The following is a 26986-nucleotide window of genomic DNA, read 5'->3' on the forward strand; positions in this document are numbered from 1 at the left end:
ACACACCGTCCGCCAAGGGTAATCTCTTTTACCGCGACTCCCGGAAGGGAGACATGCTGATTACCATCTCCGGCCCGGCCGGCAGCGGGAAGTCCACGGCCGCCGCGGCACTCGCCGACGAACTCGGCTACGACCACGTCTCCGGTGGTGACATCTTTCGCGAACTCGCCGCCGAGAAGGGGTTGACGCCGCTCGAGTTGAACAAGCTCGCCGAGGAGGACGACGCCATCGACCGCGACCTCGACCGGCGGCTGCGCGATTTGGCAGCGAGTCGTGATGACCTCGTCCTCGAATCCCGGCTGGCCGGCTGGATGGCCGGCGAACACGCCGACTTCCGCATCTGGCTCGATGCACCCCTCGACGTGCGCGCCGAACGCGTCGCCGACCGCGAGGACAAAGACCCCGAACTCGCTCGCACCGAGACCGAAGCCCGCGCCGACAGCGAGGCGAAACGCTATGCCGACTACTACGACATCGACATCGGCGACCTCTCCATCTACGACCTCGTGTTGAACACCGCCCGGCTCGGCGAGAAGGGGATGATCGAGCCAATCGTGGCCGTCATCGAGGCGTACAACCCCGAGGGCGACGAGGGGAAGACGCCGGTCACCGTCGACTACGAGTTCTGACGATGCGGGCTCCGCCCGACGAGCGCACGCCGGAGGAACTGCTCGCGTTCGGCGTCGTCAATCTGGACAAACCTCCGGGGCCGTCGGCCCACCAGGTCGCCGGCTGGATGCGCGACCACGCCGACCAGGAGCGTGCCGCCCACTCGGGGACGCTCGACCCGAAGGTGACGGGCTGTCTCCCCACCCTGCTCGGGACCGGCGTCCGGCTGGCGCAGGTGTTCGACGACGCCGTCAAGGAGTACGTCGCCGTCCTCGAACTCCACGGCCGCACCCCCGCGAATCTCGACTCGGTCGTCGCCGAGTTCGAAGGCGAGATTTACCAGAAGCCGCCGCGCAAGAGCGCCGTCGCCCGCCGGCTTCGGGTTCGCGAGATTCACGACCTCGACGTCATCGAGACGGACGAGCGTCGTGTCCTCCTCCGGGTGCGGTGTGAGTCGGGCACCTACATCCGGAAGCTGTGTCACGATATCGGACTCGCGCTCGGTACGGGTGCACACATGGGTGACCTCCGGCGGACGGCGACGGCGACGTTCGACGACACCACGCTCGCGACGATGCACGAGTTCCACGACGCCGTCACCGAGTGGCGCGACCACGGCGACGAGACGTGGCTCCGTGAGGTGGTACAGCCGGCAGAGCGCGTCCTCCGAGACGTTCCACGCGTCACGGTCGCAGAGAGTGCCGTCCCCGAAATCGCGGAGGGCGCACCGGTGTACGCGCCCGGCGTCCTCGAGAGCGAGACGAGCGAGGACGGAACGTTCGTGGCCTGCTACGCCCCGAACGGCTCCGTCGTCTGCATCGGCACGCTGGTCGGCGACCCGGCGGCGACGAGCGGCCCCGTAGTCGAGTTGGAGCGCGTGTTACTCTGATTGCGCCGCGGATTCGGCGTCGTCTGCGTCCTCGGCGTTCTCGACGCTAATCTCGCCCGTGAGCTGCTGGTACGGGTACGGCATCTCGATGCTCTCGGCGTCACACCGCTCCTTGACGGCCTGGACGTACTCCGAGCGGATGCGGCTCACGTCGGCGCGCGATGGGTCTGCAATCCAGAAGCGGGCGTTGAGTCCGACGTACGAGTCCGCGAGTTCGGTGAGCCGGACGCTCACGCCCGGGTCAGCGAGTATCTCGCTGTGGGCGTTCGCCTCCTCGATGATAACGTCGCGGGCGTGGTCGAGGTCCTCCTCGTAGCCGACGCCGAAGAGGAACTGGAGCCGGCGTTTGTCCTTCGCGACGGGGTTTTCGAGCGCGGTGTTCGCGAGTTCGCTGTTCGGGACTGTGATGAGCCCGTTGTCGAAGGTGCGGACCCGCGACACCCGAAACGAGATGTCCTCGATGATGCCCTCGTTGTCGTTCCACTCGATCCAGTCGCCGATCTTCACTTTCGGGTCGCCGATGAGGAACGCACCCGCGACGAGGTTGCCGATGAGGTCCTGTGAGGCGAAGCCGATTGCGAGAGTCAACGCTGCGACGATGGTTGCGAGCGACGAGAGGAGATTCCCGAAGCCGGCGACGGCAAAGCCAATCGTGACGGCGAGAAAGCCGACGCCGACGAGGGTGAGCTTTCTGGCCGGCTTCACGAGCGTGTCGCCGGCTCCCCGCGCCTGCAGAGTTCGCTCCGCGAGCGGGACGAGGAGTGCCTTCCCGACGTAGTAGACGACCGCGACCGTGAGCAGAAACGTCGCCGCGTTCGTCGCGAACTCGACGACGTTCGGAACGAGCGTGTTCTGGACGTACTCCCGTATCGTTGCGACCTGAAGTGGTGTCACAGCCCAATCTCTCGCGGCCGCTACATAACTTCGGAGGACGCGAAACGACACGCTTAACGGCGAACCCGTATTTCTTTCAGATGCTTGGGACCGTGGGGTAGTGGTATCCTCTGCGGATGGGGTCCGTTGGACCCGAGTTCAATTCTCGGCGGTCCCATACCAACTTCAAATCACCCTTATAGCGACGTATACCACCGAGAGCGCGTTCTCAACACAGGACAGTTGCTCGTATCGCACCGACCACGCGCCGGGAGGCTACGGCGTCTGGAGCCACCGTCTTTTAATACGAAAACCGGCGTTTGTCCGGACAACGGCCCACGAGACGGTGCGACTGCTCGCGGCGAGCAGTTACTCCCCATGGAACGAAACACGACACTCGTGTTGCTCACCCCCCATGCTCACACCTGACGTGCGGCCGGGATTCAACAATGGATATTAAGAACCTCTTCGACGACGACTCGGCAGTTTCGCCGGTCATCGGCGTGATTCTGATGGTCGCCATCACGGTGATTCTGGCGGCCGTCATCGGCACGTTCGTCCTCGGTCTGGGCAGCAACGTCCAGAGCGCACCGACGACGCAGTTCAGCTTCGATTACAGCGATCCGGCAAGTGGCGACGGACAGATCGTTACCGTCACCCACGATGGTGGTGACACAATCGATCCGGCTGCACTGTCTGTGCAGTACACGAAGGCGAGTGACGACACTTCGGCCACGAAGCAGTGGGCCGATGCAAGTGTCTCGGAAGTCTCGTCCGGTAATTCGATTGAGACTGATAGTGCGGCAAAGTCTGGCACCACGGTCCGAGTCGTTTGGGCACCAGAAGGCGGTGACACCTCCCAGACACTCTCGACCAGTCAAGTTCCGTAACGCGGTAAACTACAGTTCGCAATCTTTCTTTTGACGACCACGACGTTCAGGAGTCTCTGCTCCGTGTGTGGCTTGTACAGTTTGCGCTCACAGACACAGGAGCAGCAGCTACGTCGAGTTTGGACACGGGACGGCGAACAGCCGTCCCTGGGTTGGTCGCTGGACCAATGAACATACACGGTGTCGGGGACGCACCCGTCCGTGTAGCTACACCGATGTAGCGGATCTCATTAAGCGTAGGGACTCCCTCACAACACTGAGCCGCAGTAGAATGCTCACGCTCTCGCCGACAGGTTACGCCGGCCGCGGCGCGACGCCGACCGCCTCGGCGATGAGTTCGTGCGACCGGAGTTTCGTCTCGTGGTCGGGCGCAATCTGCTGGAGCATCACCTCCTCGGCACCGAGCCGGTCGGTGAGCTGGTCGAACAGGCTCGCGAGCGTCTCGGGACTACCGGATATCGCACGCGGGAACTCGCCGTCATCGAGGGTCGGGGGGGTCGGCTCGGGGACGCCGCCGAGTTCGTCGATAGCCGCCTCGACGGTGGGTCGGGATCCGACCTCGCCGCGTTGTATCCGTTGATACGAGGCCTCGGCGACGGCGCGGTAGCGGGCGGCTTCCGCGTCGGTGTCGCCGGCAATCGCGTTGAGCGCGACCATCACCGTCGGCGAGTCGACGCCGACCGGCGAGTCGGACGGCTCGAAGTGCTCGCGGTAGGTCTGGCAGGCGCGCTCGCCGAAGCCCGGGCGGATGAATCCGGCAAAGCAGTAGGGCAAGCCGAGCTTGCCGGCGATTTCACCGCTCGACGGACTGGAGCCGAGCACCCACGGTGCGGCCGTGCCGGTCCCCGACCGCGGGAGTTCGATGTCGCTGTACGGATGGTCGTCGGGGAACTGTTCGTACAGATGTGAGATGACGGCTTCGATTTTCTCGGTGTGGTCCTCGTTCGGGTTCTGGACGCGACGGCTCGTCTGGAGCGCCCGGTCGACCGCGGGCGAGCCGTTGGCCCGACCGAGTCCGGCGTCGATGCGGCCGGGTGCGAGCGCGTCCAGCGTGGCGAACACCTCGGCCACCTTGTACGGGCTGTAGTGGTTGAGGAGGACGGCTCCGGAGCCGAGGCGAATCGAGTCGGTCGCGCCGGCGAGTCGGCCGAGTAACACCTCCGGCGTGGTGCCGGCGAGCGACTCGCCGCGGCCGTGGTGTTCTGCGACCCAGACACGCTCGAAGCCGAGGGACTCAGCGTGTCGTGCAGTTTCGACCGTGTTGGCGAAGGCGTCGGTCGCCGTGCCGTCACGGGGGACCGGCGAGAGGTCGACGAGCGAGAGGTTCACGATTATGCTTGGCGTGAGGAGATAAAAGCGCTTGTCCGGCGAGTCAGATGAGTCGGGGGAGTCAAGAGAGTGCCCGGCCGGCCGGAGAGACGACGTACCACGTCCGCGGTTCGTTCCCGAGCTGGTGGACGAATCCGGAATCGACGAGCGCGTCGACGACGGCGTCGGGATTGTCGATACCGTTATTGGCAGCGGCGATGTGGAGGTCGGCGGCGGAACAGCCCGCAGGGTTCACACGTATTTCGCGGAGGAGCGCCAGGTGGGGGGTCGACAGCGACTGTTGGGACATGATACATGAATACGGGTGCTTTGAGTATATAGCTACCCGGTAGCTACGGTCGGTTTCGACGGAGAAAAGCTGTCAGAGTAAAATACTTTATAATGAATCGCGTACACCTGCGCGTATGGGTACGACTGCTGTCCTGAATCTGACCCGCTCGACTCGCCGTGGGGTGGTCGGCTGTGCGTAGCCGACTGCTCGCGGTTGTCTTTGCTGCCCTCCTCATCGCGACGCCGATGGCCGGTGTCGCTGGTGCACAGGAGTCACAGGAAGACGGTCCCGAGTGGCCGACGCCGCCCGAGGCGGATAGCGCGTACGTGACCGACGACGGCGACGTCGTCCTCGTGTACGAGCAAGAAACGGAATCCCCGACCGGCGGAACCGTCGAGACCGCGAACTTCGGGCTCGACGTGGGCGAGGGCGTTGCACACGCCCTGTTCGTCCAGAACATGACGAGCGCATCCGAGACGACCGGTGAGTTCACGACGGTGCTCGACCCGGACCGCATCGCCGCGAACGGCTCGCTGGCGACGCCGTCGCCGGACGCGCTCTCGTCGTTCTCGCTGAACGCGGACCTCGTCCAGAGTGATACCGAGGCGAACGCCGACTTCTCGCTCGAGGCCGGTATCGACGAGAGCGCCGGCGTCGGCGGATTCGTCGAATCGGCCGACCTCGAAAACGAGCTGCGCGTCGGTCCGGACCGACTCACCGCCGACGGTCAGCTCTCCTTCTCGACCGGCTTCGGTGCCGGCACGGAACAGAGCCAGTCGTTCACGGTGACGGAAGACGACAGCGGCTACACGCTCGATGCGGCCCAGAATCGGCCGGTGTACTCCTACTCGGTCGACAACTGGAACACCCGCAGTGCGGCCGAACAGACCATCACCCAGAACTACGGCTCGCTTGCGACCCAACTCGGCGGCGAGGCGTCCGTGACCCTGGAGTCGTACTCCTTCTCGAACGCGACGGACTCCTACGCCGACGGGATGCTCGACGTGGAGTTCACCGTCGAGTACACCGGCATCGACGACGGGCTCTCCGAGCAGGTCGCCACGATGCTCGCGTCCTCCGAGCAGTACGACCTGACCCAGTCCGAAGCCGAAACGGTCGGCGAGCAGATCGCCGAGATGCAGATCAACGAGGCCAGCGTCTCGACGAGTACCGGCGACGGAGCGAACGAGTACAGCTACAGCGCCGACGTTGAGAACTACGACGGCGCACTGCGTGCCTACTACACGGTGCTCCAGTCGGCGTCGATGCCGGCCGGCACCTCGCTGCCCGCCTCCTACAACGCGAGCTTCGAGCGAATCCAGCAGACGCTCGACGCCCAACAGGAGTCCGGCATGGTCCAGACGTTCACCCTCGACGGCTCCGTCTCGCAGGCCGACAGCGGCACCGACGTGACGCTGAACGCCGGCTACGAGACCGAAAACTGGGAAGCGTACCGACAGGCGCTCGCCGACCGCGACATCGAACTCGCCAGCAGCGAGATGAGCCTCCAGGCCGGTCTCGACGGTGACGAAATCACCGCCGACGGCTCCGTGACCGTCCAGCAGGACGAACTCGTCTCGAACATGCTGAGTTCGGTGACGAGCACGACGGAGAACGGCTCCGACGTGAGCCGGCTCGCACAGGCGTTCGAGGACGCCGGGTTCCAGCGTGCACGCACCGACATCTCCGTCAGCGACGGACAGGTCCAGATGGAAGCGGGTGCGTCGTTCCGCAACATGCAACAGCTCGCCTCGGTGTATCAGGAGCTGTCGGGCGCGGAGTCGCTCCCGTCCACCATCGTCGGTGAGCAAAACAGCTCCGACAGCTCAACCGTATACATGCGCCTGTCCGGTGCCGTCAGCGCCGACGCCACCGAGGAGGACGTGCGCGCGCTCGAACCCGTCGGCGAGGACACCGAAGTCAGCCTCGCGGGCGATCACGACCGCACGTTCCCGAGCGTCGACGTCGAGAACGCCTACGACTACCTGAACATCGACCGGTCGACGGGTACCGACACCAGCGAGGGCTCACAGCCCGGCTTCGGTGTCGCCGTCGCGCTGGTCGCACTCGCCGGCGCTGCCTTCCTCGCGCGCCGCGAGTAACCAACAGGTTCGGTCTTTCTTTCGACTGCGTTCAGTTGCCGACAGCCGTCGCTCTCGCGTCGAAAACAAGCGGAAAACGGCGAGACTACCGCTTCGCGCCCGGATTCGTCACGGCACCGTTGGCCGCGGAACCGAACGTCTGGCCGTACTTCGCGAGCACGCCGGTCGTGTAGTTCGGTTCCGGCTGGTCGCGCTCGTCGAGGCGTCGTTCGAGTTCCTCGTCCGAGAGGTCCACCTCCATCGTGCGGTCGTCCACGTCGATACGGACCACGTCACCGTCTTCGAGCGCGCCGATCGGCCCGCCGACGTAGGCTTCGGGGGCGACGTGCCCAATCATCGGGCCGCGCGTGGCTCCCGAGAAGCGCCCGTCAGTGAGCAGGGCCACGTCGTCCTCGTGGCCGGCCCCGACGACCGCCGCCGTCACGCCGAGCATCTCGCGCATCCCGGGACCGCCCTGCGGCCCTTCGTTGCGGATGGCGAGCACGTCGCCCGACTCGATGTGCCCCTCCTGCACGTATGCCATCGCGTCCTCTTCGTTCTCGAAGACGCGAACCGGTCCCTCGTGGTACCACTTGTCCTCGCCGGTCACTTTCAGGACCGCGCCGTCGGGCGCGAGGTTGCCGGTGAGAATCTTGATTGCGCCCTCCTCGTGGAACGGGTCGTCGACGGGCGCGAGGAAGTCCTCGTCGATGTCCGCGTCGGCGGGAAGGTGACCGCTGGCTTCGAGTTCGGCCAACTCCTCGCTGATGGTGTTACCGGTGACTGTCGCGGCGTCGCCGTCCATGTAGCCGCCCTCGACGAGCCGGCGAACGACGACCGGAATCCCGCCGACCTCGTGGAGGTCGTTCATGACGCGGGTGCCGCCGGGCTGGAGGTTCGCAATCTTGGGCGTTCGCTTCGAGATCTCGTCGAACTCCTCGATGGAGAGGTCGATGCCGGCCTCGGCCGCGAGCGCGAGCAGGTGGAGCACGGCGTTGGTGGAGCCGCCGACGGCGACCTGCAGGGCGATGGCGTTCTCGAAGCTCGTCTTCGTGAGGATATCCGAGGGTTTGCGGTCGGCTTCGACACACTCCAAGACGAGTTCGCCCGCGCGCTCTGCGGTCTGGTAGCGTTCCGGGGCCTCTGCGGGCGGCGAGGCAGACCCGAGCGGGGCGAGTCCGAGCGCCTCCGAGATGGACGCCATCGTGTTGGCGGTGAACATCCCACCACAGGAGCCGGCACCCGGACAGGCGTCGTGTTCCATCTCCACGAGTTCGTCTTCCGTCATCTCGCCGGAGGCGACCGCGCCGACCCCCTCGAAGACGTTCTGGACGGTTATCTCGCGGCCCTCGTGGTTGCCGGGCATGATGGAGCCGCCGTACAGAAAGACGGAGGGGAGGTCGGTCCGGATGGCGGCCATCATCATCCCCGGGAGGTTCTTGTCACAGCCGGCGACGGTGACCAGTGCGTCCATGCGCTCGCCGAAGGAGACGAGTTCGACGGAGTCGGCGATGACCTCACGTGAGATGAGTGAGGCCTTCATACCCTCCGTCCCCATGGAGATGGCGTCGGAAATGGTGATGGTGCCGAACTCGATCGGCATCCCGCCGTTGGCGTCCACGCCGTCGAGGGCGGCCGTCGCCACGTCGTCGAGGTGGACGTTACACGGGGTGATGTCGGCCGCGGGATTCGCGACCCCGACCATCGGGCTGGCGAGGTCGTCGTCGTCGAACCCCATCGCGCGGAACATCGCGCGGTGTGGGGCGCGTTCGGCCCCTTCGGTCACCTCACGCGACCGGAGGTCGGCGTCCTTCTCGGGGATGTCGGGTGTCTGCTCTGGCGGCTCCTGCTGGCTCATAGTAGCCGCTTGCGTTGGACAGGGATAAGGATGCACGCCCGCACAGATGTTGCAGCCACACGCCCCCGCCCACAGGTCTATTCGCGTGCCGCCCGTATCCGAGGTATGGACCAGACGACACTCACGGTCGGTGGAACGGAGGTGCCGGCGCTCGGCTTCGGCACGTGGCGGCTCACGGGCGAGACCTGCTATACGGCCGTCAGGGACGCGCTCGACGTGGGGTACCGCCACCTCGACACCGCACAGGCGTACGGCAACGAGCGACAGGTCGGCGATGCACTCGCCGACAGCGACGTGGACCGAGAAGACGTGTTCGTCACGACGAAGCTCAACGTCGGCAACCGCGAGTACGAGGACGTACTGCGAACGACCGAGGAGTCGCTCGCCCGGCTCGGGCTCTCGACGCTCGATTTGCTGCTCATCCACAATCCGGCCCAGCGCACGCCGGTCGAGGAGACGCTCGACGCGATGTGTGGCCTCGTCGCCGACGGGAAGGTGCGACACATCGGCGTCTCCAACTTCAACATCGACCGGCTCGACCGCGCCCGCCAGCACGCAACGGAGCCGATTTTCACGAATCAGGTGCAGTTCAGCCCCTACTGGCCACAGAGCGGGATGCAGGACTACTGTGACATCCACGACGTGCTGTTGACCGCTTACTCGCCGCTCGGCCACGGTGCCGTCCTCGATGACCCCGTACTCGCCGAGGTCGGGGCACGCTACGACAAGTCGGCCGTGCAGGTCGCGCTCCGGTGGCTCCTCCAGCAGGGGGTCGCAACGATTCCGAAGGCGACGAGTCGCGAACACATCGAGGCGAACTTCGACGTGTTCGACTTCGAACTCACGCCCGCGGAGATGGAGACCGTGCGCCAGCCGTCGCGCGGCCGCGCGCTCAAGGGGTTCGTCCGGGGCCACCTTCCGGGATGACTTAACTCTGCGCGTGACGTACCGTTGGTATGATGAAACAGCTTCGCGAAGGCGTCTGGCAGATCGAGTGCAGCGGCGTCAACGCGTATCTGGCCGACGACGGCGGGACGCTGACGCTCATCGACGCGGGGACGCCCCGCGACGAGCCGACGATTCGGGCCGCAGTGACGGATGCCGGCTACGCGCTCGCGGATATCGAGCGCGTGCTCATCACACACTACGACGTGGACCACGTCGGCGCGCTCGCCGCGCTCGAGTTGGACGCGGACATCTACATCGGGGCGGGCGACCGCGGCTTCTTAGTCGGCGACGAGAAGCCGCCGTTCGGGAATCTAAAGGGTGCACTCCAGCGCGTCACCGGCACGGTCACCACCCCACCGACCGGTGAGGTGACCGGCGTCGCGGACGGCGACACGGTCGGCTCCTTCACCGTCTACTACACGCCCGGCCACACGCCCGGTCACGTCGCGTACGTGAGCGAGGACCTCTCCGTGGCGTTCGTCGGCGACCTCGTGCGCGAGAGCGACGGCGACCTCGGCCCCTCGCCCAAGCCGATGAGCTACGACACCGAGCGCGTCCGCGACTCCATCGAGTATCTGGCCGACGCGGAACCCGCCGTCGAGGTGTTGGCGATGGGCCACGGCGTCCCGTTCGTCCGCGACGGTGCCGTTCGCCTCGCCGAGTTGGGCGAGCGCATCGCCCGTCTGTAGCCGATTCGCCCGTGCGTTTTTGCGGCTGTCACCCCTATCTTTGGGCATGAGCCGGAGCCATCCTGCCCCCACCGGCTGGAGCGAAATCGAACAGCCGCCGGGGATTGTCGAGAAGTACAATCCGCGCGACCCGACGCTGTTCGAGTACGACGGCGCGGAGCCGATTGCCGTCCACGTGCTCCCGGAGACACAGAACGTCCACGACCGCGAGGAGCGGTGGCGCGTTGGTCTCGTTCACGGCGGAAAGACGAACTTCGAGGGTGCCGAGCCGATTCGGACCGGCATCGCCGACCGTAGCGGTGCCTTGGCGGTGGCCGAGGAGTTCATGACCGGCTACGAGTCGCGCGTCCAGTCGGGCGAGCAGACGCTCGACGCGCTGCTTACGGCGTGTTGTGAGCCGGCGGTCGAGCGCGTCGAGTAATCAGGCCGCGGCGACCTCTTCTGCGACGAAGTCCGGGTCCATCAGCTTCGGGTCGAGGATGTGGCCGGCCTGTCCGCGCGCGAAGTCGGGCAGCGAGCCTTCGGCGTAGACGACGACCCGAACGTCGGGGTTCAGCTCCTTCGCGACGGGAATCGAGGTTGCGAGTCGCATCTCGGTGACGACGAGCACGTCCGCCTCGGCGATGCCGGCGGCTTCGAGCGCGTCGCGGTTTGCGGTGCCGGCGGCGGTCGTCACGTCGACACCCTCCGTCGCGAGCGCGTCGCCGAGACGCGACACGTCGTTGCCGGCGATAACAGCGCGGGTCATACACGTGCGTTCGCGCTGACGGTGATAAGCTTGTTCTGTCCTACTCGTACTCGATGGTCGCGGGCGGCTTGTGGGTCACGTCGTAGACGACCCGCGAGACGTTGTCGAGCGTTCCGGTAATCCGCGACTGGATGCGCTGGAGCGTCTGCCAGTCGAGCTCCTGTGCGCGGGCGGTCATTCCGTCGCGGGATTCGACGGACCGAACGGCGACGACCCAGCCGTGGACGCGGTTGTCACCCTTCACGCCCGTGGCCTTCCCGATGACGGCCGCAAAGGCCTGCCACGGCTCGTGTTCTGCCGTCTCCTCTTCGACGACGTGACACGACTCGCGGGCGACCTCCACCTTCTCTGCTGTCACCTCACCGACGATGCGGACGGCGAGTCCCGGGCCGGGGAACGGCATCCGCTCGGAGATGATTTCCTCCAGTTCGAGCGCGCGGGCGACCTCGCGCACCTCGTCCTTGTAGAGGTCGCGACACGGCTCGACGATGCCGTCGAAGTCGACGACCTCGGGGAGTCCGCCCACGTTGTGGTGGGATTTGATGTTCCCCTCGGACTCGATGCGGTCTGGGTAGATGGTCCCCTGCACGAGATAGCGGGCGTCGGCCTCCCGTGCTTCGCGCTCGAACTCGCGGATGAACTGCTCGCCGATGACGTGGCGCTTCTCCTCGGGGTCAGTCACGCCTTCGAGCGCGGTGAGAAAGCGGTCGCGCGCGTCGACGACGCGAAGCCCGTCCATGAACGCGAACGTCTCGCGAATCTCCTCGGTCTCGCCTTTTCGCATCAGGCCGGTGTCAACGTAGACGGCGGTCAGGTGGTCGCCGATTGCCTCGTGGGTGAGCGCGGCGGCCACGGAGGAGTCGACGCCGCCCGAAAGCGCGATGATGGCCTCCTCGTCGCCGACGGCCTCCTGGATCTCGGCTTTCGCCTCGGGGATGAACGACTCGACATCGACCATCAGTCGTCACCTCCGAGGACGGCATCGAGCAGGCCGACGAACGGTGGTGATGCGCGCCCGGGGCGCGAGCGGAACTCGGGGTGGAACTGCGTGCCGACGAAGTACGGGTGGTCGTCGAGTTCGAGTATCTCCATGCGATTGCCTGCACGCCCCGAGAACGTTATTCCGGCGCTTTCGAGTTCGTCGATGTACTCGGGGTTCACCTCGTAGCGGTGGCGGTGGCGCTCGGTACAGGAGTCGCCGTCGTAAAGCTCCGCGGCGAGGGTCCCCTCCTGAATCTGCGTCTCGTGGGCACCCAGCCGCATCGTCCCGCCCATGTCCTCGACTTCGTACTGCTCGGGGAGGATGGCGATGACCGGGTGTGGGGTCTCCTCTTCGAACTCCGTCGAGTCGGCGTGGTCCAGCCCGCAGACGTTGCGCGCGAACTCGATGACGGCCATCTGGAAACCGAGACACAGCCCGAGGAAGGGAACGTCGTGCTCGCGGGCGTAGCGGACGGCCTCGATCTTCCCGTCGGTCCCCCTGGCTCCGAAGCCGCCGGGGACGACGAGTCCGTCGGCGCGTTCTAGCCGGTCGCGGTGTTCGTCGGTCATCTCCTCGGCGTCGACCCACAACACGTTCACGTCGACCCCCTGGTCGAGGCCGGCGTGTTTCAGCGCCTCGTGGACGGACAGGTAGGCGTCTTCGAGGTCGTACTTTCCGACGAGCGCGATGTCCACCTCGCCGGTGGTCTCCTGTGTGACGAGCTCGCGCCACTCGTTTTCACGCTCCGAGGCGGGCAGCGCCTCCTCGGCGAGGTCGAGCCGCTCCATCACGTACTGGTCGAGCCCCTCGTCCTCCACGACGAGCGGAACCTGATACACGTCTGGCACGTCGGGGTTCGAGAACACGGCGTCGGTCGGTACGTCACAGAAGAGTGCAATCTTCTCTTTCGTGTGCTGTTCGAGTTCGTCGTCGGCGCGGCCGACGAGGATGTCGGGCTGGAGTCCGATAGAGCGCAGCTCCTTCACCGAGTGTTGGGTTGGCTTCGTCTTCTGCTCGCCGTTCTGTGAGTACGGGACGAGCGTGACGTGGGTGAACAGGATGTCGCCGTCGTCCTCCTCGTGAGCGAACTGCCGGAGCGCCTCCAGATACGGCATTCCTTCGATGTCACCGACGGTGCCGCCGACTTCGATAATACACACGTCAGACCCCTCGGCCGCCTCTCGAATCCGGCGCTTGATGTCGTCGGTGATGTGGGGGATAATCTGGACCGTCTTGCCCAGATAATCGCCCGCGCGCTCCTTCTCGATGACGTGTTGGTAGGTCTTGCCCGTCGTGATGTTGTGGTCGAAGGTCATGTCGATATCGAGGAACCGCTCGTAGTTCCCCAAATCGAGGTCGACCTCGCCGCCGTCCTTCAGGACGTACACCTCGCCGTGCTGGTAGGGGTTCATCGTGCCCGCGTCGACGTTGAGATACGGGTCGATTTTGACGGCGGTCACGTCGAACCCGGCGTTCGCGAGCAGTCGGCCGGTACTGGCGGCGGTAATCCCCTTCCCCAGTCCGGACATGACACCCCCTGTAACGAAAATGAACTTCCGACCCATGCTCGGGTCGTACTCGGTGAGTTCCGTCGGCATACTGACCGTCGTCGGGGCCACGTCAAAACCGTTGTGAATCCACCGACCCCCGACTGTCGGACCGCCGCCAGAACTGCCCGCCGCGGTGTGAACGCTTATACAGTATCGGCCAGTCGCTAGCAGCATGACCGGATACACGTACCAGCGAACGCCACCGGGGGGACCGTTCCATGGCTAAGGGACAGTTCGGACACGTGCTCGTCCCGGTCGCCTCGGACGCCGACGCGGAATCCACCGCCGAAGCGCTGGCCGACCACCTCGACGCCGACCGCGTCACCGTCGTCCACGTCGTCGAGAAGGCCGGCGGCGCACCGGACAAGGCGGGCGTCGAGCAGCGAGAAGAAGCAGCGGCCGAGGCGTTCGAGCGCTTCGAGGAGGCGTACGGCGAGTCCGTCGAGACGGACATCGTCTACGACACAGACGTTGCGGACGGACTCCTGACCGCGGCCGCCGAGGTGGGGGCCGACGCGCTCGCCTTCACGCCCCGCGGTGGCGGCTGGTTCGAGCGGCTCCTCTCGGGGAGCGTGACCCGCCAGCTACTCGACGAGACGGACCGACCCGTCGTCGTACTGCCCGGGGGCGACCAGTGAGCGACGAGGAACTCGCCAAGGACCTCGGTCCCTTCGCCGCGCTCACCATCGGCGTCGGGACGATGATCGGCGCGGGTATCTTCGTGTTGCCGCGACAGGCGATTACCGACGCCGGCTCCTTCGCCGTCGTCTCCTTCGTCCTCGGCGGCGTCATCGCACTCTTCACGGCCTTTTCCGCCTCCGAGTTGGGGACGGCGATGCCGAAATCCGGCGGTGCGTACTACTACGTGAATCGCGCGCTGGGTCCCTTCTTCGGCTCCATCGCCGGCTGGTCGAACTGGCTCGGACTCGCCTTCGCCTCGGCGTTCTACATGGTCGGCTTCGGCCGCTACATCCAGAACATCATCGGCGTCACCGGGAGCTTGGAACTCGGAATCATCTCGATCGCGTGGGTGAAGATTATCGGGCTGTTCGGTGCGGCGCTGTTCACCTTCGTCAACTACGTCGGCGCGAAGGAGACCGGAAAACTCCAGAACGTCATCGTCGCGATTCTCGTCGTCATCCTCGCGGCCTTTACCATCCTCGGGACGACGCAGGCGAACGTGGCGAACCTACCGGCGGCGACCGGCTACGGGCCGATGTTCGCGACCACGGGCCTCATCTTCGTCTCGTATCTCGGTTTCGTCCAGATCACGAGCGTCGCCGAGGAAATCAAGGAGCCGGGCAAGAACCTCCCGCGTGCGATCATCGGGAGCGTTGTCATCGTGACCGTCATCTACGCGCTCGTGCTCATCGTGATGAGCGCGGCCGTCGAGCCGGGGTTCATCGCGGCGCTGTCCGAACAGCAGATTGCCGTCGTCGAGGTCGGACGGCTCATCTTCTGGCCGCTCGGCACCGCGCTGCTCATCGGCGGCCTGCTGGCGACGGCCTCGTCCGCGAACGCGTCCATCCTCGCGTCCTCGCGCATCAACTTCGCGATGGGCCGCGACCGCATCGTCACGCCCGACCTCAACGAGATTCACGATCGCTACGGCACTCCGTACAAATCCATCGCAATCACCGGCGGGCTGATTCTCGTCTTCATCCTGCTGGCGAACGTGGAGACGCTCTCCACGCTCAGCAGCGTGCTCCACCTCGTCATCTACGCCCTCCTGAACGTCGCGCTCATCGTGATGCGGGAAGCCGACGTGCCGGAGTATCAACCCAGCTACACGGTGCCGCTGTACCCGTTTACACCAATCGTCGGCGCAATCGTCTCGCTGGCGCTGATTTACTTCATCGACCCGCGGGTCATCGCCATCGGCGCTGCCTTCGTCGTCTTCGCCGGGCTGTGGTATCTGTTCTACGCCCGGTCGCGCACCACCAGAAGCGGCGTGCTCGGTGACTGGATTCGCTCGCGCTCCGATGAGCTTCCCGACGCGGCCGTCTCGGCCGCTGCGTCGGTCGAACCCGACGCCAACGATTACCGCGTGATGGTGCCGCTCGCGAATCCGAACACCGAACGCGACCTCATCAAGCTCGGGGCGGCCCTGGCGAAACACCACGGCGGCACGCTCGACGCCGTCCACATCGTCACCGTCCCCGACCAGACGGACCTCCAGTACGCCAGCGAACACCTCGAGGACTTCGATGACGACCCCGGCGCGTTGTTGGAGCGTGCCCGCGTCGACGCCGACGAACTCGGCGTCCCCATCGAGACACACACCGTCATCTCCCACCGCGGCTTCGAGGAAGTGTTCGACGCCGCGACGACCCACGAGGCCGACACCGTCGTCATGGGCTGGGGCGGTGACAGCCACGGCTCGCCGGGCCGTATCGAGTCGGCGTACGACGAAGTGATGCAGAAGCTGCCGTGTGACTTCATCGTCATGAAGGACCGCGGCTTCGACCCGTCGCGCGTGCTCGTCCCGACGGCCGGCGGTCCCGACTCCGAGCTGTCGGCGGCCGTCGCCCGCATCCTTCGGGACGCCTACGACTCCGAGGTGACGCTGTTGCACGTCGCCGACGACGAGGAGGCCGGTCGGACGTTCCTCGAAGGGTGGGCCGAGGAGAACGGTCTGTCCGACGCCACGCTCAGAATTGAGACCGGCGACGTGGAGACGGCAATCGAGCGGGCCGCACAGGACGCCACCCTGTTGTCCATCGGTGCGACCGAACAGGGGCTGCTCTCGCGGCTCGTCTCCGACTCGCTCACGCTGGATGTCATCGACGACCTCGACTGCACCGTGCTCCTGACGGAGACGGCACACGACCGCTCGCTGCGCGACCGGCTGTTCGGCTCGCGGTAGGTCGCGTATTTCGGTTTTCCGAGGTGAAGATTCACTGTCCGTGCCTACCAACGGGGCGTATGGGTACGGTTCCACGGACGACGGCACGCGACGGACGGTCGCCGACCGTCGAGACGCTCGCCGCCCTCGCGGTCGTCTTTCTCGTCCAGTTTCCGCTCTCCGTCGTCGGCTTCGCGCCGCTGTTCGCGCTCACGCCGGCGTTCCCGGTGACGCCGTGGACCCTCGTCACGAGTACCTACAGCCACGCCGGACCGGGACATCTCCTCTCGAACGCGCTCGTCTTGATTTTCGTCGGGCTGGCCGTCGAGCGCACGACGACCCGCCTCCGGTATCACGCGTTCTTCGTCGCGACGGGCGCGGTGTCCGGACTCGCACAGATACTGCTGGCTCCCGTGACGGGGTCGGTGGGCGTGCTCGGCGCGTCGGGTGCAATCTTCGGGCTGTTGGGCTATCTCATCGCCGGAAACCCCCTCTCGATGCGGCTGCTCGACGGTATCGACGCGAGCGCACCGAACTGGGTCGTCCCGCTCGGACTGTCGGCGGTCGGTCTCGTGCTCGCCGTCGTGATGAGCGGGCCGAACTCCGCGTTCGTCGCACACCTCGCTGGACTGGTCGTCGGTCTCGGGGCCGGACGCGCGCGACTGCTCCACGTCGGTCGTCGCGAGTCGACCCACAAGGTATAGACGACGGAGCGCGACACCCGAGTATGCCAACCGTCGACGACCTCCGGAACGACGTTCGAGTTGCGGTCGACCGCTACGAGCGCCGCGAGTCCACCGCGTTCACCAAGGAGGCGCTGGCGGCCGTCGCCGGCGCTGTCGGCGCACCGGTCGAGAAGCCGCTCCCGCCGAAAGGTGAGATGCGCGCGACCATCGCCGCCGAGGTGGAAGGACTCGACGCCGACCGCGACAGCGAGCGTCCCTTCCGGAAAGCGGAGTTAGAGACGCTCGTCGCGACCGTCGCGGCGTAATCAGGAGTCAGGCGGCGAGCGTCTCGCGCAGGAAGCCACCACACCGCCGTGCGACCTTCTGTGACTGCCCGACGAAGTGGTGGTCTGCGCCCAGCGACTCGACGGTGAAGCCGACCGCGCGGGCGCGCTCGACGACGGGTTTCCACTCGGCGGTCGTGTCCCGCTCGCCGTAGAGCACGTAGCCCGGACAGTCGATACTTTCGACGGCGGTGACGGCATCGAGTTCGTCGGAGAGGCGAGACGCGGGCGCGAGCGCCGCGACTCCGCGCACGTCCTCGCGGGCGGCCGCGAGCAGCGCGATACACCCCCCGAAGGAGTAGCCGAACAGCGCGACGCGCTCGAATCGGTCGCGCGCCCACGCGATAGCGTTGCGGGCGTCCGTCAGTTCACCCTCGCCCTCGGCCCACGCGCCGTAGTCGAACCGGAGGGTCGCGGCGTCGGGCGCGAGCTCGTCGCTCACGGCTTCGAGTCGCGTGTCGGTTCGTGTTCCACCCATCTGCGGGTGGGGCGGACAGGCGACGACGCAGGCGTCGGCGTCGGGCGTATCGAGGGTGGCGCGCACGTCACGCGCCCCGGAAACGAGTACCGTCTCGCTGTCGGTCATACGCTCGGTTCGGCGGGGGATTACTTCGCGTCTTCGTCCCCGGACTCGGTGTCTTCGGTCGCGTCCCCTTCTTCGACCGGGTCGTCCTCGTGTCGCGCCAACCCTGCGAGGTGAGGTGCCTCGGGGAGCACGACCTCCCTGACGCCGAGTCGCGCGGCGGTGTTCGAGCCGGGGAGACAGAAGACGGGGACGCCCTCGACGATACCGGCGGTCGCGCGGGTGCCGACGACGCGCGTGCCGACCTCCTCGTACGAGAGCCGGCGGAACAGCTCGCCGAAGCCGGGGAGTCGCTTGGCGAACAGCCGTTCGACCGCCTCGACGGTCACGTCGTCGGGGGAGACGCCGGTTCCGCCGGTCGTGATGACGGTATCCGTGTCGTCGCGCTTCGATAGCTGGCCGACGATGGCCTGTATCCGGTCGTGGTCGTCGGGGACGAGTTCGCGGTGGACGACCTCGTGGCCGGCGTCGGTACAGGCGCTCGCGACGGTGTCGCCGGAGGGGTCCTCGTCCAGCGACCGCGTCGAGGAGATAGTGACGACGCTCACGCCGAGCGTCTCGATATCGTCGTGGTGGTGGTCGTGGTCACCGTGCTCGTGACCCTCATGATGCTCGTGCTCGTGGTGGTCTCCGCCCTCGTCTGCGTTCCCCTCGGTCATACCGGCCGTGGGACGGCCGCGTAGTTAGGCCTCGTGTTCGCGCCCACGGACGAGCGGGACGCCGACGCCGGCGAGAAGTGTGCCGGCGACGATGGGCGCGATGACCTGCTCGCGGTCCCACGGGTCACACGGCTCCCGCTCGGTGCCGGTGAGGACGAGATACGAGTCGTCGCCGCGCGTGACGACCGCGGTCGGGAGTTCGCCGCCGGTGAGCGCACTCCCGCCGGCTTCACGAACGGCGGTGAACAGCGTCCGGTTCTCCTCGCTGAGGTTCGCGAACGCGACCCGGTCGTAGCCGTCGAGCGAGTCGTCGATGCGGTCGGTGTCGGTGATCTGGATGTAGGCGGCGTTGGCACACTGACGGGCGTCGAGCTGGGCGGCCGCGCCGCTGCCGGCGAGCACCAGCCCGCAGACGAACACGGCGAGCCCGAGATACGTCCAGCGTGTCGTCCGGCGCGTCACAGGAGACGGTTCGCCCGTGCGAGCATGGGCCTTTTGCATCCGACCGTGACCTTCGGCACGCCTTTGTGTATCGGGGCTAACACCCGGCTATGAACGGTATCTTCTACGAGGAGCACGGTGACACCGACGTTCTCCAGTACGGTGAGCTACCCGACCCCGAGGTCAGTCGAGACGAAGTGCTCGTGGACGTGAAGGCGGGCGCGCTCAACCACCTCGACATCTGGACGCGCAAGGGGATGCCCTCACCGGGCGAGTTCCCGCACATCCCGGGGTCGGACGCGGCCGGCGTCGTCACCGAGGTCGGCGAGGACGTGACCCGCTTCGAGACAGGCGACCACGTCGCCGTCGCCGCCGGCTCGTACTGCGGCGAGTGTGAACACTGCCGCGCCGGCGAACACTCCCAGTGCGTCGAGTACACCATCATCGGCGAACACTCCACCGGCGTCCACTCCGAGCAGACGACGCTCCCCGAGGAGAATCTCGTCCACGTCCCCGACCACGTCGACTTCGAGACGGCCGCGGCCGCGCCGCTCGTCTTCCAGACCGCGTGGCGGATGCTCCACTCCCGCGCGGAGATCGAGGCCGGCGAATCGGTGCTCGTGCTCGGTGCCTCCGGCGGTGTCGGGCATGCCGCGGTCCAGATTGCCGACCACGCCGGCTGTGAGGTGTTCGCCACCGGGTCGACGGAGGCGAAACTCGACGCGGCACGCGAGCTGGGTGCCGACCACGCCGTCAACTACGAGGAGGAGGCCTTCGACGAGTTCATCGACGAGCAGACGGACGGTCGGGGCGTCGACGTGGTGGTCGACCACATCGGAGCCGCGACGTGGGACGCCTCGATGAACTCGCTCGCGAAGGCGGGTCGCATCGTCACCTGCGGCGCGACCGGCGGTCCGACGGTGGAGGTGAACGTCGCCGACCTGTTCTGGCAGCAGTACGACATCCTCGGCTCGACGATGGGGGCCAACGCCGACATCGACGCCGTCCTCGAGTTGGTCTGGGACGGCACCTTCGAGCCACAGATTCGCGACGTGCTCCCGATGAGCGAGGCCGCCCGCGCCCACGAGATGCTCGAAGAGCGCGACGGGTTCGGGAAGGTCGTCGTCGTCCCCGACAGCGAGCTATGAGCGACGACGAGGACGGATACGTCCACACGCCGGGCGAGGACAGCCACGGCGTGAAGCCAACCGACCGCGACCGCGAGTTCGGCCTCCGCGGCTGGATTCTCGTCGGCTGGCTGTTCGTCTCGCTCATCGTCGTCCCCGGGATGTTGCTGTACATCCCCGAGGCGGGCAACTTCACGAAGTCGCTCGGGCTGGGCTACCGGGACGCCTTCCTCGTGCTCCCGCTGATTCCGGCGCTCGGACTCGGCGTGCTCGGCGTCTGGGCGACGACCCGACCCTAACGCCCCATCAGAATCGACACCGTCCACGAGCAGACGACGGTGTCGTCGCCGCGCCGTATCTCGATGTCGCGCGTCACAATCCCTCGTGAGTCGTCCGACTCGGAGACGCGCATCTCGGTCACCTCGTGGCTGGCGTACAGTTCATCGCCCGGATAGACGGGCGCGTGCCACCGGAGGTTCTCGATGCCGAGTCCCGCGAGGTTGGTGGAGTCGTTGAGGAAGTGCTCCACGAACAGCCGGGTCGCGGTGCCGATGGTGTAGAGTCCGCTGGCGAACACGTCGTCGTACCCCTTCGCGCGGGCGGCCTCGGGGTCGAGGTGCATCGGCTGCGGGTCGAACTGCTCGGCGAAGGCGACCATCGGCTCCCGCTCCATCTCGGCGGGACCGTACGTCGCAGACCAGCCGACGTGAAGGTCATCGTAGGTCGTTGGCATACTCGCGGCACACCCGTCCGGGACAAAAATCTCCCGGCGGGGACTCAGGGCTGGTCGGCCGTGTCCTGTACCCAGACCGTCTTCTCGTTGCAGAACGCCTTCAGCCCCTGTTCGGCGAGTTCGCGGCCGTAGCCGGAGTTCTTGATGCCGCCGAAGGGGAGCCGCGGGTCCGACTTCGCGAGTTCGTTCACGAACACCGCGCCCGACTCGATGCGGCGCGCGACTGCCTGCCCCCGCCGTAGGTCCTCGGTCCAGACGCTGCCCGCGAGTCCCAACGCGGAGTCGTTGGCGAGCGCGACGGCCTCGGCCTCGCTCTCGACGCGGAAGACGGCGGCCGCGGGACCGAACACCTCCTCGCTGGCGAGCGGTGCATCCGGCGGAACGTCGGTCACGACCGTCGGCGGGTAGAAGTAGCCGGTGCGGTCCAGCGGTTCGCCCCCGGTCTCGACGGTGCCGCCAGCCTCGACGGTCGCCGTCACCTGCTCGTGGAGGTCGTCCACGAGGTCCGCCCGAGCCTGTGGTCCGATGTCGGTGTCCGGGTCGGTCGGGTCGCCGACGGTCAGCGATTCCATCTCGGCGACGAAGGAATCGAGGAAGGCGTCGTACACGTCGGCGTGGACGATGAAGCGTTTCGCGGCGATACACGACTGCCCGGAGTTGAGCGTCCGGGCGCGCGCGCCGACGGCCGCGGCCGCCTCGATATCGGCGTCGTCGAGCACGACGAACGGGTCGGAGCCGCCGAGTTCGAGCACGGACGGCTTCAGCTCCTTGCCCGCAGCCTCCCCGACGGCGCGACCGGCCGGCTCCGAGCCGGTGAGCGTCACCGCCCGGATTCGGTCGTCGGTTATCATCGCGTCGACGCGGTCGGAGTCGACGACGAGCGTCTGGAACACGTCCTCGGGGAAGCCGGCCTCTCGGAGTATCGACTCGATGGCGAGGGCGCATTCGGGCACGTTCGAGGCGTGTTTGAGGATGCCGACGTTGCCGGCGACGAGGTTCGGGGCGATGAACCGGAACACCTGCCAGAAGGGGTAGTTCCACGGCATGACGGCGAGGACGGGACCGAGCGGTTCGGTGGCGACGAACGACTCCGCCTCCGTCTCCGTGCCGACCGGTTCGTCCGCCAGGTACTCGGGGGCGCGCTCGGCGTAGTGGTCACACACCCACGCGCACTTCTCGACTTCGGCGCGTGCACCGTCGATTGGTTTGCCCATCTCCTTGGTCGCCAGTCGCGCGAACTCGTCGGTCCGGTCGCGCAACACGTCGGCCGTGGCTTCGAGCAGGCGGCGGCGCTCCCGGAGGTCGGTGTCGCGCCACGTCCGGAACGTCTCACTTGCGGTCGCAAGCGCCGCCTCTACGTCGTCGTCATCGTGGCTCGCGACCGAGGAAAGCGACTCCTCCGTCGCCGGATTCGTTCGCGTCATGTGAGGAGATAGCACGACCACGCGTAAAGCTGTCGGGGTCGAAGCGAACGGAGGGAGTTTAGTAGACGGCCGCTAACAGACGGGTATGTTCGACCGTCTCGTCGCCGTCGATAGCGCGCTGTCGGAAAGTCAGAAGCTGTTCGGCGGTGCCGTCATCGTCGCGCTCGGCGTCGTATTCATCGCGCTGATGAGTTTCGGGGAAATCGGCGCGGAGTCAGTGAAGATTGTGTTGGGTATCGCCGGCGCAATCTGCGTCATCGTCGGCACGCTGCTCGTCGGCACCTCGGAGAACCGCGAGCACGCCGTCTGATTACCAGTCGATTCGCTCCTTGTCGCGCCAGAAGGCCCCCGACGGGTTACCGGGCGTGAACCGACACAGCCACGTCGGCGTCGCTGCCCCCTTCTCGACCGATCGCTCTGCGTCCTCGCCGCCGAGGTCCGTCCGCACCCAGCCCGGACAGACGGCGTTCGCCATCAGCCCCTGTTCGTTGTACTCGCCGTGGAGATACGTCGTCAGCCCGTTGAGGCCGGCCTTCGAGACGCGGTAGGCGGGCGAGCCGCCGTCCATCCCCGACAGCTGTCCCATCCCCGAGGAGACGTTGACGACGCGACCGCCGTCCTGCTGGACGAGCAGCGGGACGAGATGTTTACACACGAGCATCGGGCCGCGGAGATTCGTCGCGAGCGTCCGGTCGATGCGCGAGGGCGGCTCCGCGACGATGTCGTCGCCGAACTCGCCGATGCCGGCGTTGTTGACGAGGATGTCGAGCCGTCCGACCTCGGAGAAGACGCCGTCGGCGATGGCGTCGATGTCCCCTTCCTGTGTCACGTCGAGCAGGACCTTCTCACACCCGTCCGGCACCTCGGCGTTCATCGACCGCGCGCCGGCGTACACCGTCGCGCCGAGGTCGTTCAGGTTCCGAGCGATTTCTGCGCCGATACCTCTGTTCGCACCGGTGACGAGCGCGACCTGTCCGCCGAGGTCGTCGTGGAGTTCCATACCTGCGTGTCGGCGGGCGAGAAGAAGGGTCTGGCTGTTCGGTCTCGGGTCAGAACGCGTAGGGGTCGTCTGCACCCGCGATTTCGGGCACGACCCACGTGCCGTCGGCGTCCTGTTCGACCTCGCCGGCGTCCTGTAGCCGTCGCAGTCGCTCCTTGGCTTCCTCCGTCCCGATGCCGATCGCGCCGGCGATACCGCGGGCCGTCACGCCGTCGCTCTGTTCGAGCACCTGGAGCACGTCGTCGCCGGGTGCCTCGTCGTCGAATCCCCCGTCGTTGTGTTGCATGGCCGTACGTCGCTGGCGGGGGTATTTGAGGATGTGGTTGTGCGGCTGCCGTGTGAGCCGACCCCGTGGTTAGGCTCGCTGCTCGATTGCCTCCTGCACGTCCTCCCACACCTCGTCGGGCGTGCCCTCGCCGTCGATTTCGGCGTACGCCTCCGTGCCGGCGTAGTGGTCGATGACCGGTTCGGTGTTCTCGGCGAAGACGCGGAGCCGCTCGCGGACCGTCTCCTCGGTGTCGTCCTCGCGCTGGGTGAGTTCCGCGCCGCACTCGTCACAGACGCCCGATTCCTCGGGCTGGTCGAACTCGACGTGGTAGTTCTCGCCACACTCCGGGCAGACCCGGCGGCCGGTGAGCCGGTCGACCAGCTCCTCCTCGCTGACGGCGAGTCGGAGGACGGCATCGAGGTCCGTCCGCTCGTCGAGAAACTCCGCCTGCTCGATGTTGCGCGGGTAGCCGTCGAGGACGAAGCCGTCGGCGTTGTCGAGTGCCGTGACGACGATTTCGTTGACGACCTCGTCGGGGACGAGTTCGCCGGCGTCCATGAAGCCGCCGGGCGTGTCGAACTCGAAGCCCAACTCGGAGATGTCCATCCCCTTGTTGGCGCGCAGCGCGTCGCCGGTCGTGATGTGGTCGACGCCGAACTCGTCGCTGATTCGTGAACTCTGGGTTCCTTTGCCGGCACCGGGAGCACCGAGTAACAGCACGCGTGGCTTGCTCATGGGCTGGGTTCTCGACCCCTGCGTAAAACTCTGAAGAAACTGGCCGCACTCGCCCCGATTGTCCGTGCGAGCTGTTGGTCTGATTACGGACCGCGCCGCCGTGCGGACCGGCGCGGACTACGGACCGACTCGCCGTGCGGGTCGAGGCGGACCATGGACCGCGCGGTTGAAACCGCTCCCCGGTGAACCGCGAGTATGAGCGACGAGAGCAACGAGTGGGAGGAACCCGACCGCGAGGAGTTCAGCCACGACCCGCTCGGCCACACGCACGTCTGGGAGGAGATGACCGTCGGCGACCTCGTGGAGGGGTACGGCGAGGCCGGCATCGGGGCCGCCGACGTGCACGAGGCCGCCGACATCTACACGGAGATGCTGGCCGACGACGACTGCACCGTCTTCATGTCGCTGGCCGGTGCGATGGTCCCGACGGGAATGCGCCGCGTCGTCGCGGACCTGATTCGCGACGGCCACGTCGACGCGCTCGTCACGACGGGCGCGAATCTCACTCACGACGCCATCGAGGCCGTCGGCGGCAAACACCACCACGGCCGCGCCGAACACGAGGAGCGCACCGAGCGCGAACACGACGAGACCCTCCGCGACGAGGAGGTCGACCGCGTGTACAACGTGTATCTCCCACAGGAGCACTTCTCGCTGTTCGAGGCCCACCTCCGCGAGGAGGTGTTTCCGCCGCTCGAAGCCGAGGGGACGGTCGGTATCGAGCGGTTCACCCGCGAACTCGGAAAGGCGAACGCGGCCGTAAACGAACGCGAGGACATCGAGGAGGGACCGGGAGTCGCGGCCGCGGCTTACGAATCCGACGTGCCGATTTACTGTCCGGCCGTCGCGGACTCCGTGCTCGGACTGCAGGCGTGGATGTACTCACAGACCTCCGACTTCTCGCTCGACGCCCTCTCGGATATGACGGCGCTGACCGACCTCGCGTACGACGCCGACCGCGCCGGCTGTCTGCTCGTCGGCGGCGGCGTCCCCAAGAACTTCACCCTCCAGACGATGCTCGTCACGCCGAACGCCTACGACCTCGCCGTCCAGATTACGACCGACCCGTCGAGTACGGGCGGGCTGTCGGGCGCGACGCTGGACGAGGCGCGCTCGTGGGGAAAACTGGAGAAAGGTGCCCGCAACGCGACCGTCGTCGGTGACGCGACCGTCTTCTTACCGCTGCTCGTCGCGGCCGCCCGCGAGCGACTGGCCGAGTAGCCTGCTCACTTGTCGCGCGTGAGTCGGTCGTCGCCGTGGCGCTCGCGCAGGTCGCGGAGATACGCCCGCTGGTCGACCATTCGCGGGGTCGGCTCCGCGAACGCGTCGGCGAACATCTCGTCGGGGTCGGCCTCCACCTCCGAGAGCTGGTCGACGGCCGCAGCCATCCGGTCTTCGTTCGCCTGCTCGATTGCTTCGACCGCGTCGTCATCGAGCACGCCCTGTCGGCGAAGATACAGCTCCAGTCGGTCGATTGGATCGACGCGCTTCCACTGGTCGACCTCGCTGTCCTCGCGGTAGGCCGTCGGGTCGTCGGCGGTCGTGTGCGCGCCGTAGCGGTACTCGACCGTCTCGATGAGCGTCGGCCGCGACTGCGCGTCGGGGTCGGTCGCCTTCTCGCGGGCCGCGAGCGTCACCTCGTAGACGGCGAGGGGGTCCATCCCGTCGACCTGTACGCCGTCGAAGCCGTACGCCTCGGCCTTCTGCGCGATGGTGTCGGCGGCGGTCTGCTCCTCGCGGGGCACCGAGATAGCCCACTGATTGTTGTGACAGATGAACACCGTCGGCGTGTCGTAGACGCCGGCGAAGTTCAGCCCCTCGTGGAAGTCCCCCTCCGACGTTGCGCCGTCGCCGAAGTGACAGACGACCACCTCGTCGTCGTTTCCTTGGAGCTTGGCGGCCATCCCGAGTCCCGTGACGTGGGGGATGTGGTCGGCGATACAGATGTTGAGCGGGAAGATGCGGTCGTCAGCGAGCGCGGCGTTGCCCGACTCGTGGCCGGCCCAGTAGTGGAGGTATTCGGGCGGAAAGCCACGCACCAGCGGCGCGGCGTGTTCGCGATACTGGTACGACACCCAGTCGTCCTCGTCGAGCGCGTACATCGACCCGAAGCCGGACCCCTCTTGGCCGGCCATCGGCGAGTAGGTCCCCATCCGGCCCTGTCGCTGGAGACTCACCATCCGGTCGTCGAAGTGGCGGCCGAGCTTCATGTCGGCATAGAGGTCGCGAAGCGTCGTGTCACTCGCCGTCGGCTCGTACCCCTCGCGCAGGTGGCCGTCGGGCGCGAGCAGGCCGACGCGGTCGTCGTAATCGCGGGCCAACAGCGTGCGGCGTGCCGACTCGTCCATACTTTCCGTGTGGCGCGCGCCGACATAGTTCTGTCCGAGCGCTTTTTCTTCCAGACCCAGTAGCCACGGGTGGCCGATGACGAGCGACCGGGCCGAG

31 protein-coding genes and 1 tRNA gene are annotated in these 26986 nt (G+C 66.7%); 16 read left to right on the top strand and 16 right to left on the bottom strand.

What is annotated here, in order from left to right; translation table 11 throughout:
* The first annotated feature begins 53 nt into the window (after window positions 1-53).
* Complete coding sequence (gene cmk, locus DM818_RS02295) at window positions 54-629, top strand: (d)CMP kinase (RefSeq protein ID WP_075938275.1); 576 nt, start codon at window positions 54-56, stop codon at window positions 627-629.
* Window positions 626-1498, top strand: a complete 873-nt coding sequence (locus DM818_RS02300; RefSeq protein ID WP_075938274.1) for an RNA-guided pseudouridylation complex pseudouridine synthase subunit Cbf5 — start codon at window positions 626-628, stop codon at window positions 1496-1498. Before cmk ends, DM818_RS02300 begins: the two co-directional genes overlap by 4 nt.
* Here DM818_RS02300 and DM818_RS02305 read toward each other — a convergent pair.
* Window positions 1490-2392: a mechanosensitive ion channel family protein gene (locus DM818_RS02305; RefSeq protein ID WP_075938273.1), complete on the bottom strand. Its 903-nt coding sequence runs from the start codon at window positions 2390-2392 to the stop codon at window positions 1490-1492. The two genes, DM818_RS02300 and DM818_RS02305, sit on opposite strands and share 9 nt — an antisense overlap.
* Before the next feature lie 86 nt (window positions 2393-2478).
* On the opposite strand from DM818_RS02305, the gene DM818_RS02310 reads away from it, so the two are divergent.
* Window positions 2479-2549, top strand: a tRNA-Pro gene (locus DM818_RS02310).
* Window positions 2550-2820: 271 nt separating this feature from the next.
* On the top strand, window positions 2821-3261 hold the full coding sequence (locus tag DM818_RS02315; RefSeq protein WP_123123908.1) for a type IV pilin: 441 nt from the start codon (window positions 2821-2823) through the stop codon (window positions 3259-3261).
* 294 nt (window positions 3262-3555) lie between these two features.
* Here DM818_RS02315 and DM818_RS02320 read toward each other — a convergent pair whose 3' ends face one another.
* Window positions 3556-4590, bottom strand: coding sequence for an LLM class flavin-dependent oxidoreductase (locus DM818_RS02320; RefSeq protein ID WP_123123907.1), 1035 nt, complete (start codon window positions 4588-4590; stop codon window positions 3556-3558).
* A 61-nt stretch (window positions 4591-4651) separates the two neighbouring features.
* Entirely contained in the window at window positions 4652-4879 is a 228-nt protein-coding gene (locus tag DM818_RS02325) for a hypothetical protein (protein WP_075938271.1), read from the bottom strand.
* 173 nt (window positions 4880-5052) lie between these two features.
* Between DM818_RS02325 and DM818_RS02330 the strand changes: the two genes are divergently transcribed.
* Entirely contained in the window at window positions 5053-6963 is a 1911-nt protein-coding gene (locus DM818_RS02330) for a PGF-CTERM sorting domain-containing protein (protein WP_148040768.1), read from the top strand.
* 85 nt (window positions 6964-7048) lie between these two features.
* On the opposite strand, the gene ilvD is transcribed toward DM818_RS02330, so the two are convergent.
* Entirely contained in the window at window positions 7049-8800 is a 1752-nt protein-coding gene (gene ilvD, locus DM818_RS02335; RefSeq protein WP_153952256.1) for a dihydroxy-acid dehydratase, read from the bottom strand.
* Window positions 8801-8905: 105 nt separating this feature from the next.
* On the opposite strand from ilvD, the gene DM818_RS02340 reads away from it, so the two are divergent.
* Genes DM818_RS02340 through DM818_RS02350 form a run of 3 tightly spaced genes read left to right on the top strand, consistent with a single transcriptional unit; the run spans window position 8906 to window position 10858 of the window.
* On the top strand, window positions 8906-9727 hold the full coding sequence (locus tag DM818_RS02340; RefSeq protein ID WP_123123905.1) for an aldo/keto reductase: 822 nt from the start codon (window positions 8906-8908) through the stop codon (window positions 9725-9727).
* A 29-nt stretch (window positions 9728-9756) separates the two neighbouring features.
* Window positions 9757-10437: an MBL fold metallo-hydrolase gene (locus DM818_RS02345; RefSeq protein ID WP_075938267.1), complete on the top strand. Its 681-nt coding sequence runs from the start codon at window positions 9757-9759 to the stop codon at window positions 10435-10437.
* Window positions 10438-10483: 46 nt separating this feature from the next.
* On the top strand, window positions 10484-10858 hold the full coding sequence (locus DM818_RS02350; protein WP_075938266.1) for a hypothetical protein: 375 nt from the start codon (window positions 10484-10486) through the stop codon (window positions 10856-10858).
* Here the strand turns inward: DM818_RS02350 and DM818_RS02355 are convergent, their stop codons facing one another.
* From DM818_RS02355 to pyrG, 3 genes are read right to left on the bottom strand one after another with little or no spacing between them, the layout of a single operon-like run.
* Window positions 10859-11185: a DUF7126 family protein gene (locus tag DM818_RS02355; RefSeq protein WP_075938265.1), complete on the bottom strand. Its 327-nt coding sequence runs from the start codon at window positions 11183-11185 to the stop codon at window positions 10859-10861.
* Window positions 11186-11225: 40 nt separating this feature from the next.
* Complete coding sequence (gene guaA, locus DM818_RS02360; protein WP_075938264.1) at window positions 11226-12143, bottom strand: glutamine-hydrolyzing GMP synthase; 918 nt, start codon at window positions 12141-12143, stop codon at window positions 11226-11228.
* On the bottom strand, window positions 12143-13765 hold the full coding sequence (gene pyrG, locus DM818_RS02365; protein ID WP_075938263.1) for a glutamine hydrolyzing CTP synthase: 1623 nt from the start codon (window positions 13763-13765) through the stop codon (window positions 12143-12145). The genes guaA and pyrG overlap by 1 nt, the downstream gene beginning before the upstream one ends.
* Before the next feature lie 170 nt (window positions 13766-13935).
* Here pyrG and DM818_RS02370 point away from each other — a divergent pair, with 170 nt between their 5' ends.
* From DM818_RS02370 to DM818_RS02385, 4 genes are read left to right on the top strand one after another with little or no spacing between them, the layout of a single operon-like run.
* Window positions 13936-14355, top strand: a complete 420-nt coding sequence (locus tag DM818_RS02370; RefSeq protein WP_123124592.1) for a universal stress protein — start codon at window positions 13936-13938, stop codon at window positions 14353-14355.
* Window positions 14352-16583 carry an amino acid permease gene (locus tag DM818_RS02375; RefSeq protein WP_075938261.1) on the top strand — a complete coding sequence of 744 codons (2232 nt, stop codon included), beginning with the start codon at window positions 14352-14354 and terminating at the stop codon, window positions 16581-16583. Before DM818_RS02370 ends, DM818_RS02375 begins: the two co-directional genes overlap by 4 nt.
* Window positions 16584-16642: 59 nt before the next feature.
* Entirely contained in the window at window positions 16643-17266 is a 624-nt protein-coding gene (locus tag DM818_RS02380; RefSeq protein WP_075938260.1) for a rhomboid family intramembrane serine protease, read from the top strand.
* 23 nt (window positions 17267-17289) lie between these two features.
* The gene (locus DM818_RS02385) at window positions 17290-17553 is read left to right on the top strand and encodes a hypothetical protein (protein ID WP_075938259.1); all 264 of its coding nucleotides are present in this window, start codon (window positions 17290-17292) and stop codon (window positions 17551-17553) included.
* Between the two features lie 7 nt (window positions 17554-17560).
* Here the strand turns inward: DM818_RS02385 and DM818_RS02390 are convergent, their stop codons facing one another.
* From DM818_RS02390 to DM818_RS02400, 3 genes are read right to left on the bottom strand one after another with little or no spacing between them, the layout of a single operon-like run.
* Window positions 17561-18157, bottom strand: coding sequence for an alpha/beta hydrolase (locus DM818_RS02390; protein ID WP_075938258.1), 597 nt, complete (start codon window positions 18155-18157; stop codon window positions 17561-17563).
* Between the two features lie 20 nt (window positions 18158-18177).
* Window positions 18178-18813: a MogA/MoaB family molybdenum cofactor biosynthesis protein gene (locus DM818_RS02395; protein WP_075938257.1), complete on the bottom strand. Its 636-nt coding sequence runs from the start codon at window positions 18811-18813 to the stop codon at window positions 18178-18180.
* A gap of 24 nt (window positions 18814-18837) precedes the next feature.
* Window positions 18838-19275 carry a hypothetical protein gene (locus tag DM818_RS02400; RefSeq protein WP_075938256.1) on the bottom strand — a complete coding sequence of 146 codons (438 nt, stop codon included), beginning with the start codon at window positions 19273-19275 and terminating at the stop codon, window positions 18838-18840.
* 89 nt (window positions 19276-19364) lie between these two features.
* Here DM818_RS02400 and DM818_RS02405 point away from each other — a divergent pair, with 89 nt between their 5' ends.
* Both DM818_RS02405 and DM818_RS02410 read left to right on the top strand, forming a co-directional pair.
* A complete protein-coding gene (locus DM818_RS02405; RefSeq protein ID WP_153952257.1) occupies window positions 19365-20402 on the top strand; it encodes a zinc-binding dehydrogenase in 1038 nt (345 codons plus the stop codon).
* Window positions 20399-20680 (top strand): hypothetical protein, encoded by a 282-nt coding sequence (locus DM818_RS02410; RefSeq protein ID WP_123123902.1) that lies wholly within the window; start codon window positions 20399-20401, stop codon window positions 20678-20680. The genes DM818_RS02405 and DM818_RS02410 overlap by 4 nt, the downstream gene beginning before the upstream one ends.
* On the opposite strand, the gene DM818_RS02415 is transcribed toward DM818_RS02410, so the two are convergent.
* Together DM818_RS02415 and DM818_RS02420 are read right to left on the bottom strand one after the other, a co-directional pair.
* Window positions 20677-21114, bottom strand: coding sequence for a MaoC/PaaZ C-terminal domain-containing protein (locus DM818_RS02415; protein ID WP_075938253.1), 438 nt, complete (start codon window positions 21112-21114; stop codon window positions 20677-20679). The two genes, DM818_RS02410 and DM818_RS02415, sit on opposite strands and share 4 nt — an antisense overlap.
* A gap of 44 nt (window positions 21115-21158) precedes the next feature.
* Window positions 21159-22538 (bottom strand): NAD-dependent succinate-semialdehyde dehydrogenase, encoded by a 1380-nt coding sequence (locus DM818_RS02420; RefSeq protein WP_123123901.1) that lies wholly within the window; start codon window positions 22536-22538, stop codon window positions 21159-21161.
* An 85-nt stretch (window positions 22539-22623) separates the two neighbouring features.
* Between DM818_RS02420 and DM818_RS02425 the strand changes: the two genes are divergently transcribed.
* Window positions 22624-22848, top strand: a complete 225-nt coding sequence (locus DM818_RS02425; protein WP_075938251.1) for a hypothetical protein — start codon at window positions 22624-22626, stop codon at window positions 22846-22848.
* On the opposite strand, the gene DM818_RS02430 is transcribed toward DM818_RS02425, so the two are convergent.
* The 3 genes from DM818_RS02430 to DM818_RS02440 all read right to left on the bottom strand — a co-directional run bounded on the left by DM818_RS02430 (window position 22849) and on the right by DM818_RS02440 (window position 24541).
* On the bottom strand, window positions 22849-23538 hold the full coding sequence (locus tag DM818_RS02430) for an SDR family NAD(P)-dependent oxidoreductase (protein ID WP_075938250.1): 690 nt from the start codon (window positions 23536-23538) through the stop codon (window positions 22849-22851).
* A gap of 49 nt (window positions 23539-23587) precedes the next feature.
* Entirely contained in the window at window positions 23588-23824 is a 237-nt protein-coding gene (locus DM818_RS02435) for a hypothetical protein (protein WP_075938249.1), read from the bottom strand.
* Window positions 23825-23893: 69 nt separating this feature from the next.
* On the bottom strand, window positions 23894-24541 hold the full coding sequence (locus DM818_RS02440; RefSeq protein ID WP_123123900.1) for an adenylate kinase: 648 nt from the start codon (window positions 24539-24541) through the stop codon (window positions 23894-23896).
* 195 nt (window positions 24542-24736) lie between these two features.
* Here DM818_RS02440 and DM818_RS02445 point away from each other — a divergent pair, with 195 nt between their 5' ends.
* A complete protein-coding gene (locus DM818_RS02445) occupies window positions 24737-25762 on the top strand; it encodes a deoxyhypusine synthase (protein ID WP_123123899.1) in 1026 nt (341 codons plus the stop codon).
* A gap of 5 nt (window positions 25763-25767) precedes the next feature.
* Here DM818_RS02445 and DM818_RS02450 read toward each other — a convergent pair whose 3' ends face one another.
* Complete coding sequence (locus tag DM818_RS02450; RefSeq protein ID WP_123123898.1) at window positions 25768-26889, bottom strand: thiamine pyrophosphate-dependent enzyme; 1122 nt, start codon at window positions 26887-26889, stop codon at window positions 25768-25770.
* Between the last annotated feature and the right edge of the window lie 97 nt (window positions 26890-26986).

This window comes from Halosegnis longus, from assembly GCF_009663395.1.
Taxonomy (GTDB): domain Archaea; phylum Halobacteriota; class Halobacteria; order Halobacteriales; family Haloarculaceae; genus Halosegnis; species Halosegnis longus.

Excerpts from the sequence above, each read along its gene's own strand:
- DM818_RS02390 (WP_075938258.1), bottom strand. The coding sequence starts at position 18,157 with ATGACCGACAGCGAGACGGTACTCGTTTCCGGGGCGCGTGACGTGCGC.
- DM818_RS02380 (WP_075938260.1), top strand. The coding sequence starts at position 16,643 with ATGGGTACGGTTCCACGGACGACGGCACGCGACGGACGGTCGCCGACC.
- DM818_RS02340 (WP_123123905.1), top strand. The coding sequence starts at position 8,906 with ATGGACCAGACGACACTCACGGTCGGTGGAACGGAGGTGCCGGCGCTC.
- DM818_RS02395 (WP_075938257.1), bottom strand. The coding sequence starts at position 18,813 with ATGACCGAGGGGAACGCAGACGAGGGCGGAGACCACCACGAGCACGAG.
- DM818_RS02385 (WP_075938259.1), top strand. The coding sequence starts at position 17,290 with ATGCCAACCGTCGACGACCTCCGGAACGACGTTCGAGTTGCGGTCGAC.
- DM818_RS02450 (WP_123123898.1), bottom strand. The coding sequence starts at position 26,889 with ATGGACGAGTCGGCACGCCGCACGCTGTTGGCCCGCGATTACGACGAC.
- DM818_RS02405 (WP_153952257.1), top strand. The coding sequence starts at position 19,365 with ATGAACGGTATCTTCTACGAGGAGCACGGTGACACCGACGTTCTCCAG.
- DM818_RS02410 (WP_123123902.1), top strand. The coding sequence starts at position 20,399 with ATGAGCGACGACGAGGACGGATACGTCCACACGCCGGGCGAGGACAGC.
- DM818_RS02355 (WP_075938265.1), bottom strand. The coding sequence starts at position 11,185 with ATGACCCGCGCTGTTATCGCCGGCAACGACGTGTCGCGTCTCGGCGAC.
- guaA (WP_075938264.1), bottom strand. The coding sequence starts at position 12,143 with ATGGTCGATGTCGAGTCGTTCATCCCCGAGGCGAAAGCCGAGATCCAG.
- DM818_RS02350 (WP_075938266.1), top strand. The coding sequence starts at position 10,484 with ATGAGCCGGAGCCATCCTGCCCCCACCGGCTGGAGCGAAATCGAACAG.
- DM818_RS02430 (WP_075938250.1), bottom strand. The coding sequence starts at position 23,538 with ATGGAACTCCACGACGACCTCGGCGGACAGGTCGCGCTCGTCACCGGT.
- DM818_RS02440 (WP_123123900.1), bottom strand. The coding sequence starts at position 24,541 with ATGAGCAAGCCACGCGTGCTGTTACTCGGTGCTCCCGGTGCCGGCAAA.
- DM818_RS02425 (WP_075938251.1), top strand. The coding sequence starts at position 22,624 with ATGTTCGACCGTCTCGTCGCCGTCGATAGCGCGCTGTCGGAAAGTCAG.
- cmk (WP_075938275.1), top strand. The coding sequence starts at position 54 with ATGCTGATTACCATCTCCGGCCCGGCCGGCAGCGGGAAGTCCACGGCC.
- DM818_RS02445 (WP_123123899.1), top strand. The coding sequence starts at position 24,737 with ATGAGCGACGAGAGCAACGAGTGGGAGGAACCCGACCGCGAGGAGTTC.
- DM818_RS02345 (WP_075938267.1), top strand. The coding sequence starts at position 9,757 with ATGATGAAACAGCTTCGCGAAGGCGTCTGGCAGATCGAGTGCAGCGGC.
- DM818_RS02435 (WP_075938249.1), bottom strand. The coding sequence starts at position 23,824 with ATGCAACACAACGACGGGGGATTCGACGACGAGGCACCCGGCGACGAC.
- DM818_RS02370 (WP_123124592.1), top strand. The coding sequence starts at position 13,936 with ATGGCTAAGGGACAGTTCGGACACGTGCTCGTCCCGGTCGCCTCGGAC.
- pyrG (WP_075938263.1), bottom strand. The coding sequence starts at position 13,765 with ATGCCGACGGAACTCACCGAGTACGACCCGAGCATGGGTCGGAAGTTC.
- DM818_RS02315 (WP_123123908.1), top strand. The coding sequence starts at position 2,821 with ATGGATATTAAGAACCTCTTCGACGACGACTCGGCAGTTTCGCCGGTC.
- ilvD (WP_153952256.1), bottom strand. The coding sequence starts at position 8,800 with ATGAGCCAGCAGGAGCCGCCAGAGCAGACACCCGACATCCCCGAGAAG.
- DM818_RS02325 (WP_075938271.1), bottom strand. The coding sequence starts at position 4,879 with ATGTCCCAACAGTCGCTGTCGACCCCCCACCTGGCGCTCCTCCGCGAA.
- DM818_RS02420 (WP_123123901.1), bottom strand. The coding sequence starts at position 22,538 with ATGACGCGAACGAATCCGGCGACGGAGGAGTCGCTTTCCTCGGTCGCG.
- DM818_RS02415 (WP_075938253.1), bottom strand. The coding sequence starts at position 21,114 with ATGCCAACGACCTACGATGACCTTCACGTCGGCTGGTCTGCGACGTAC.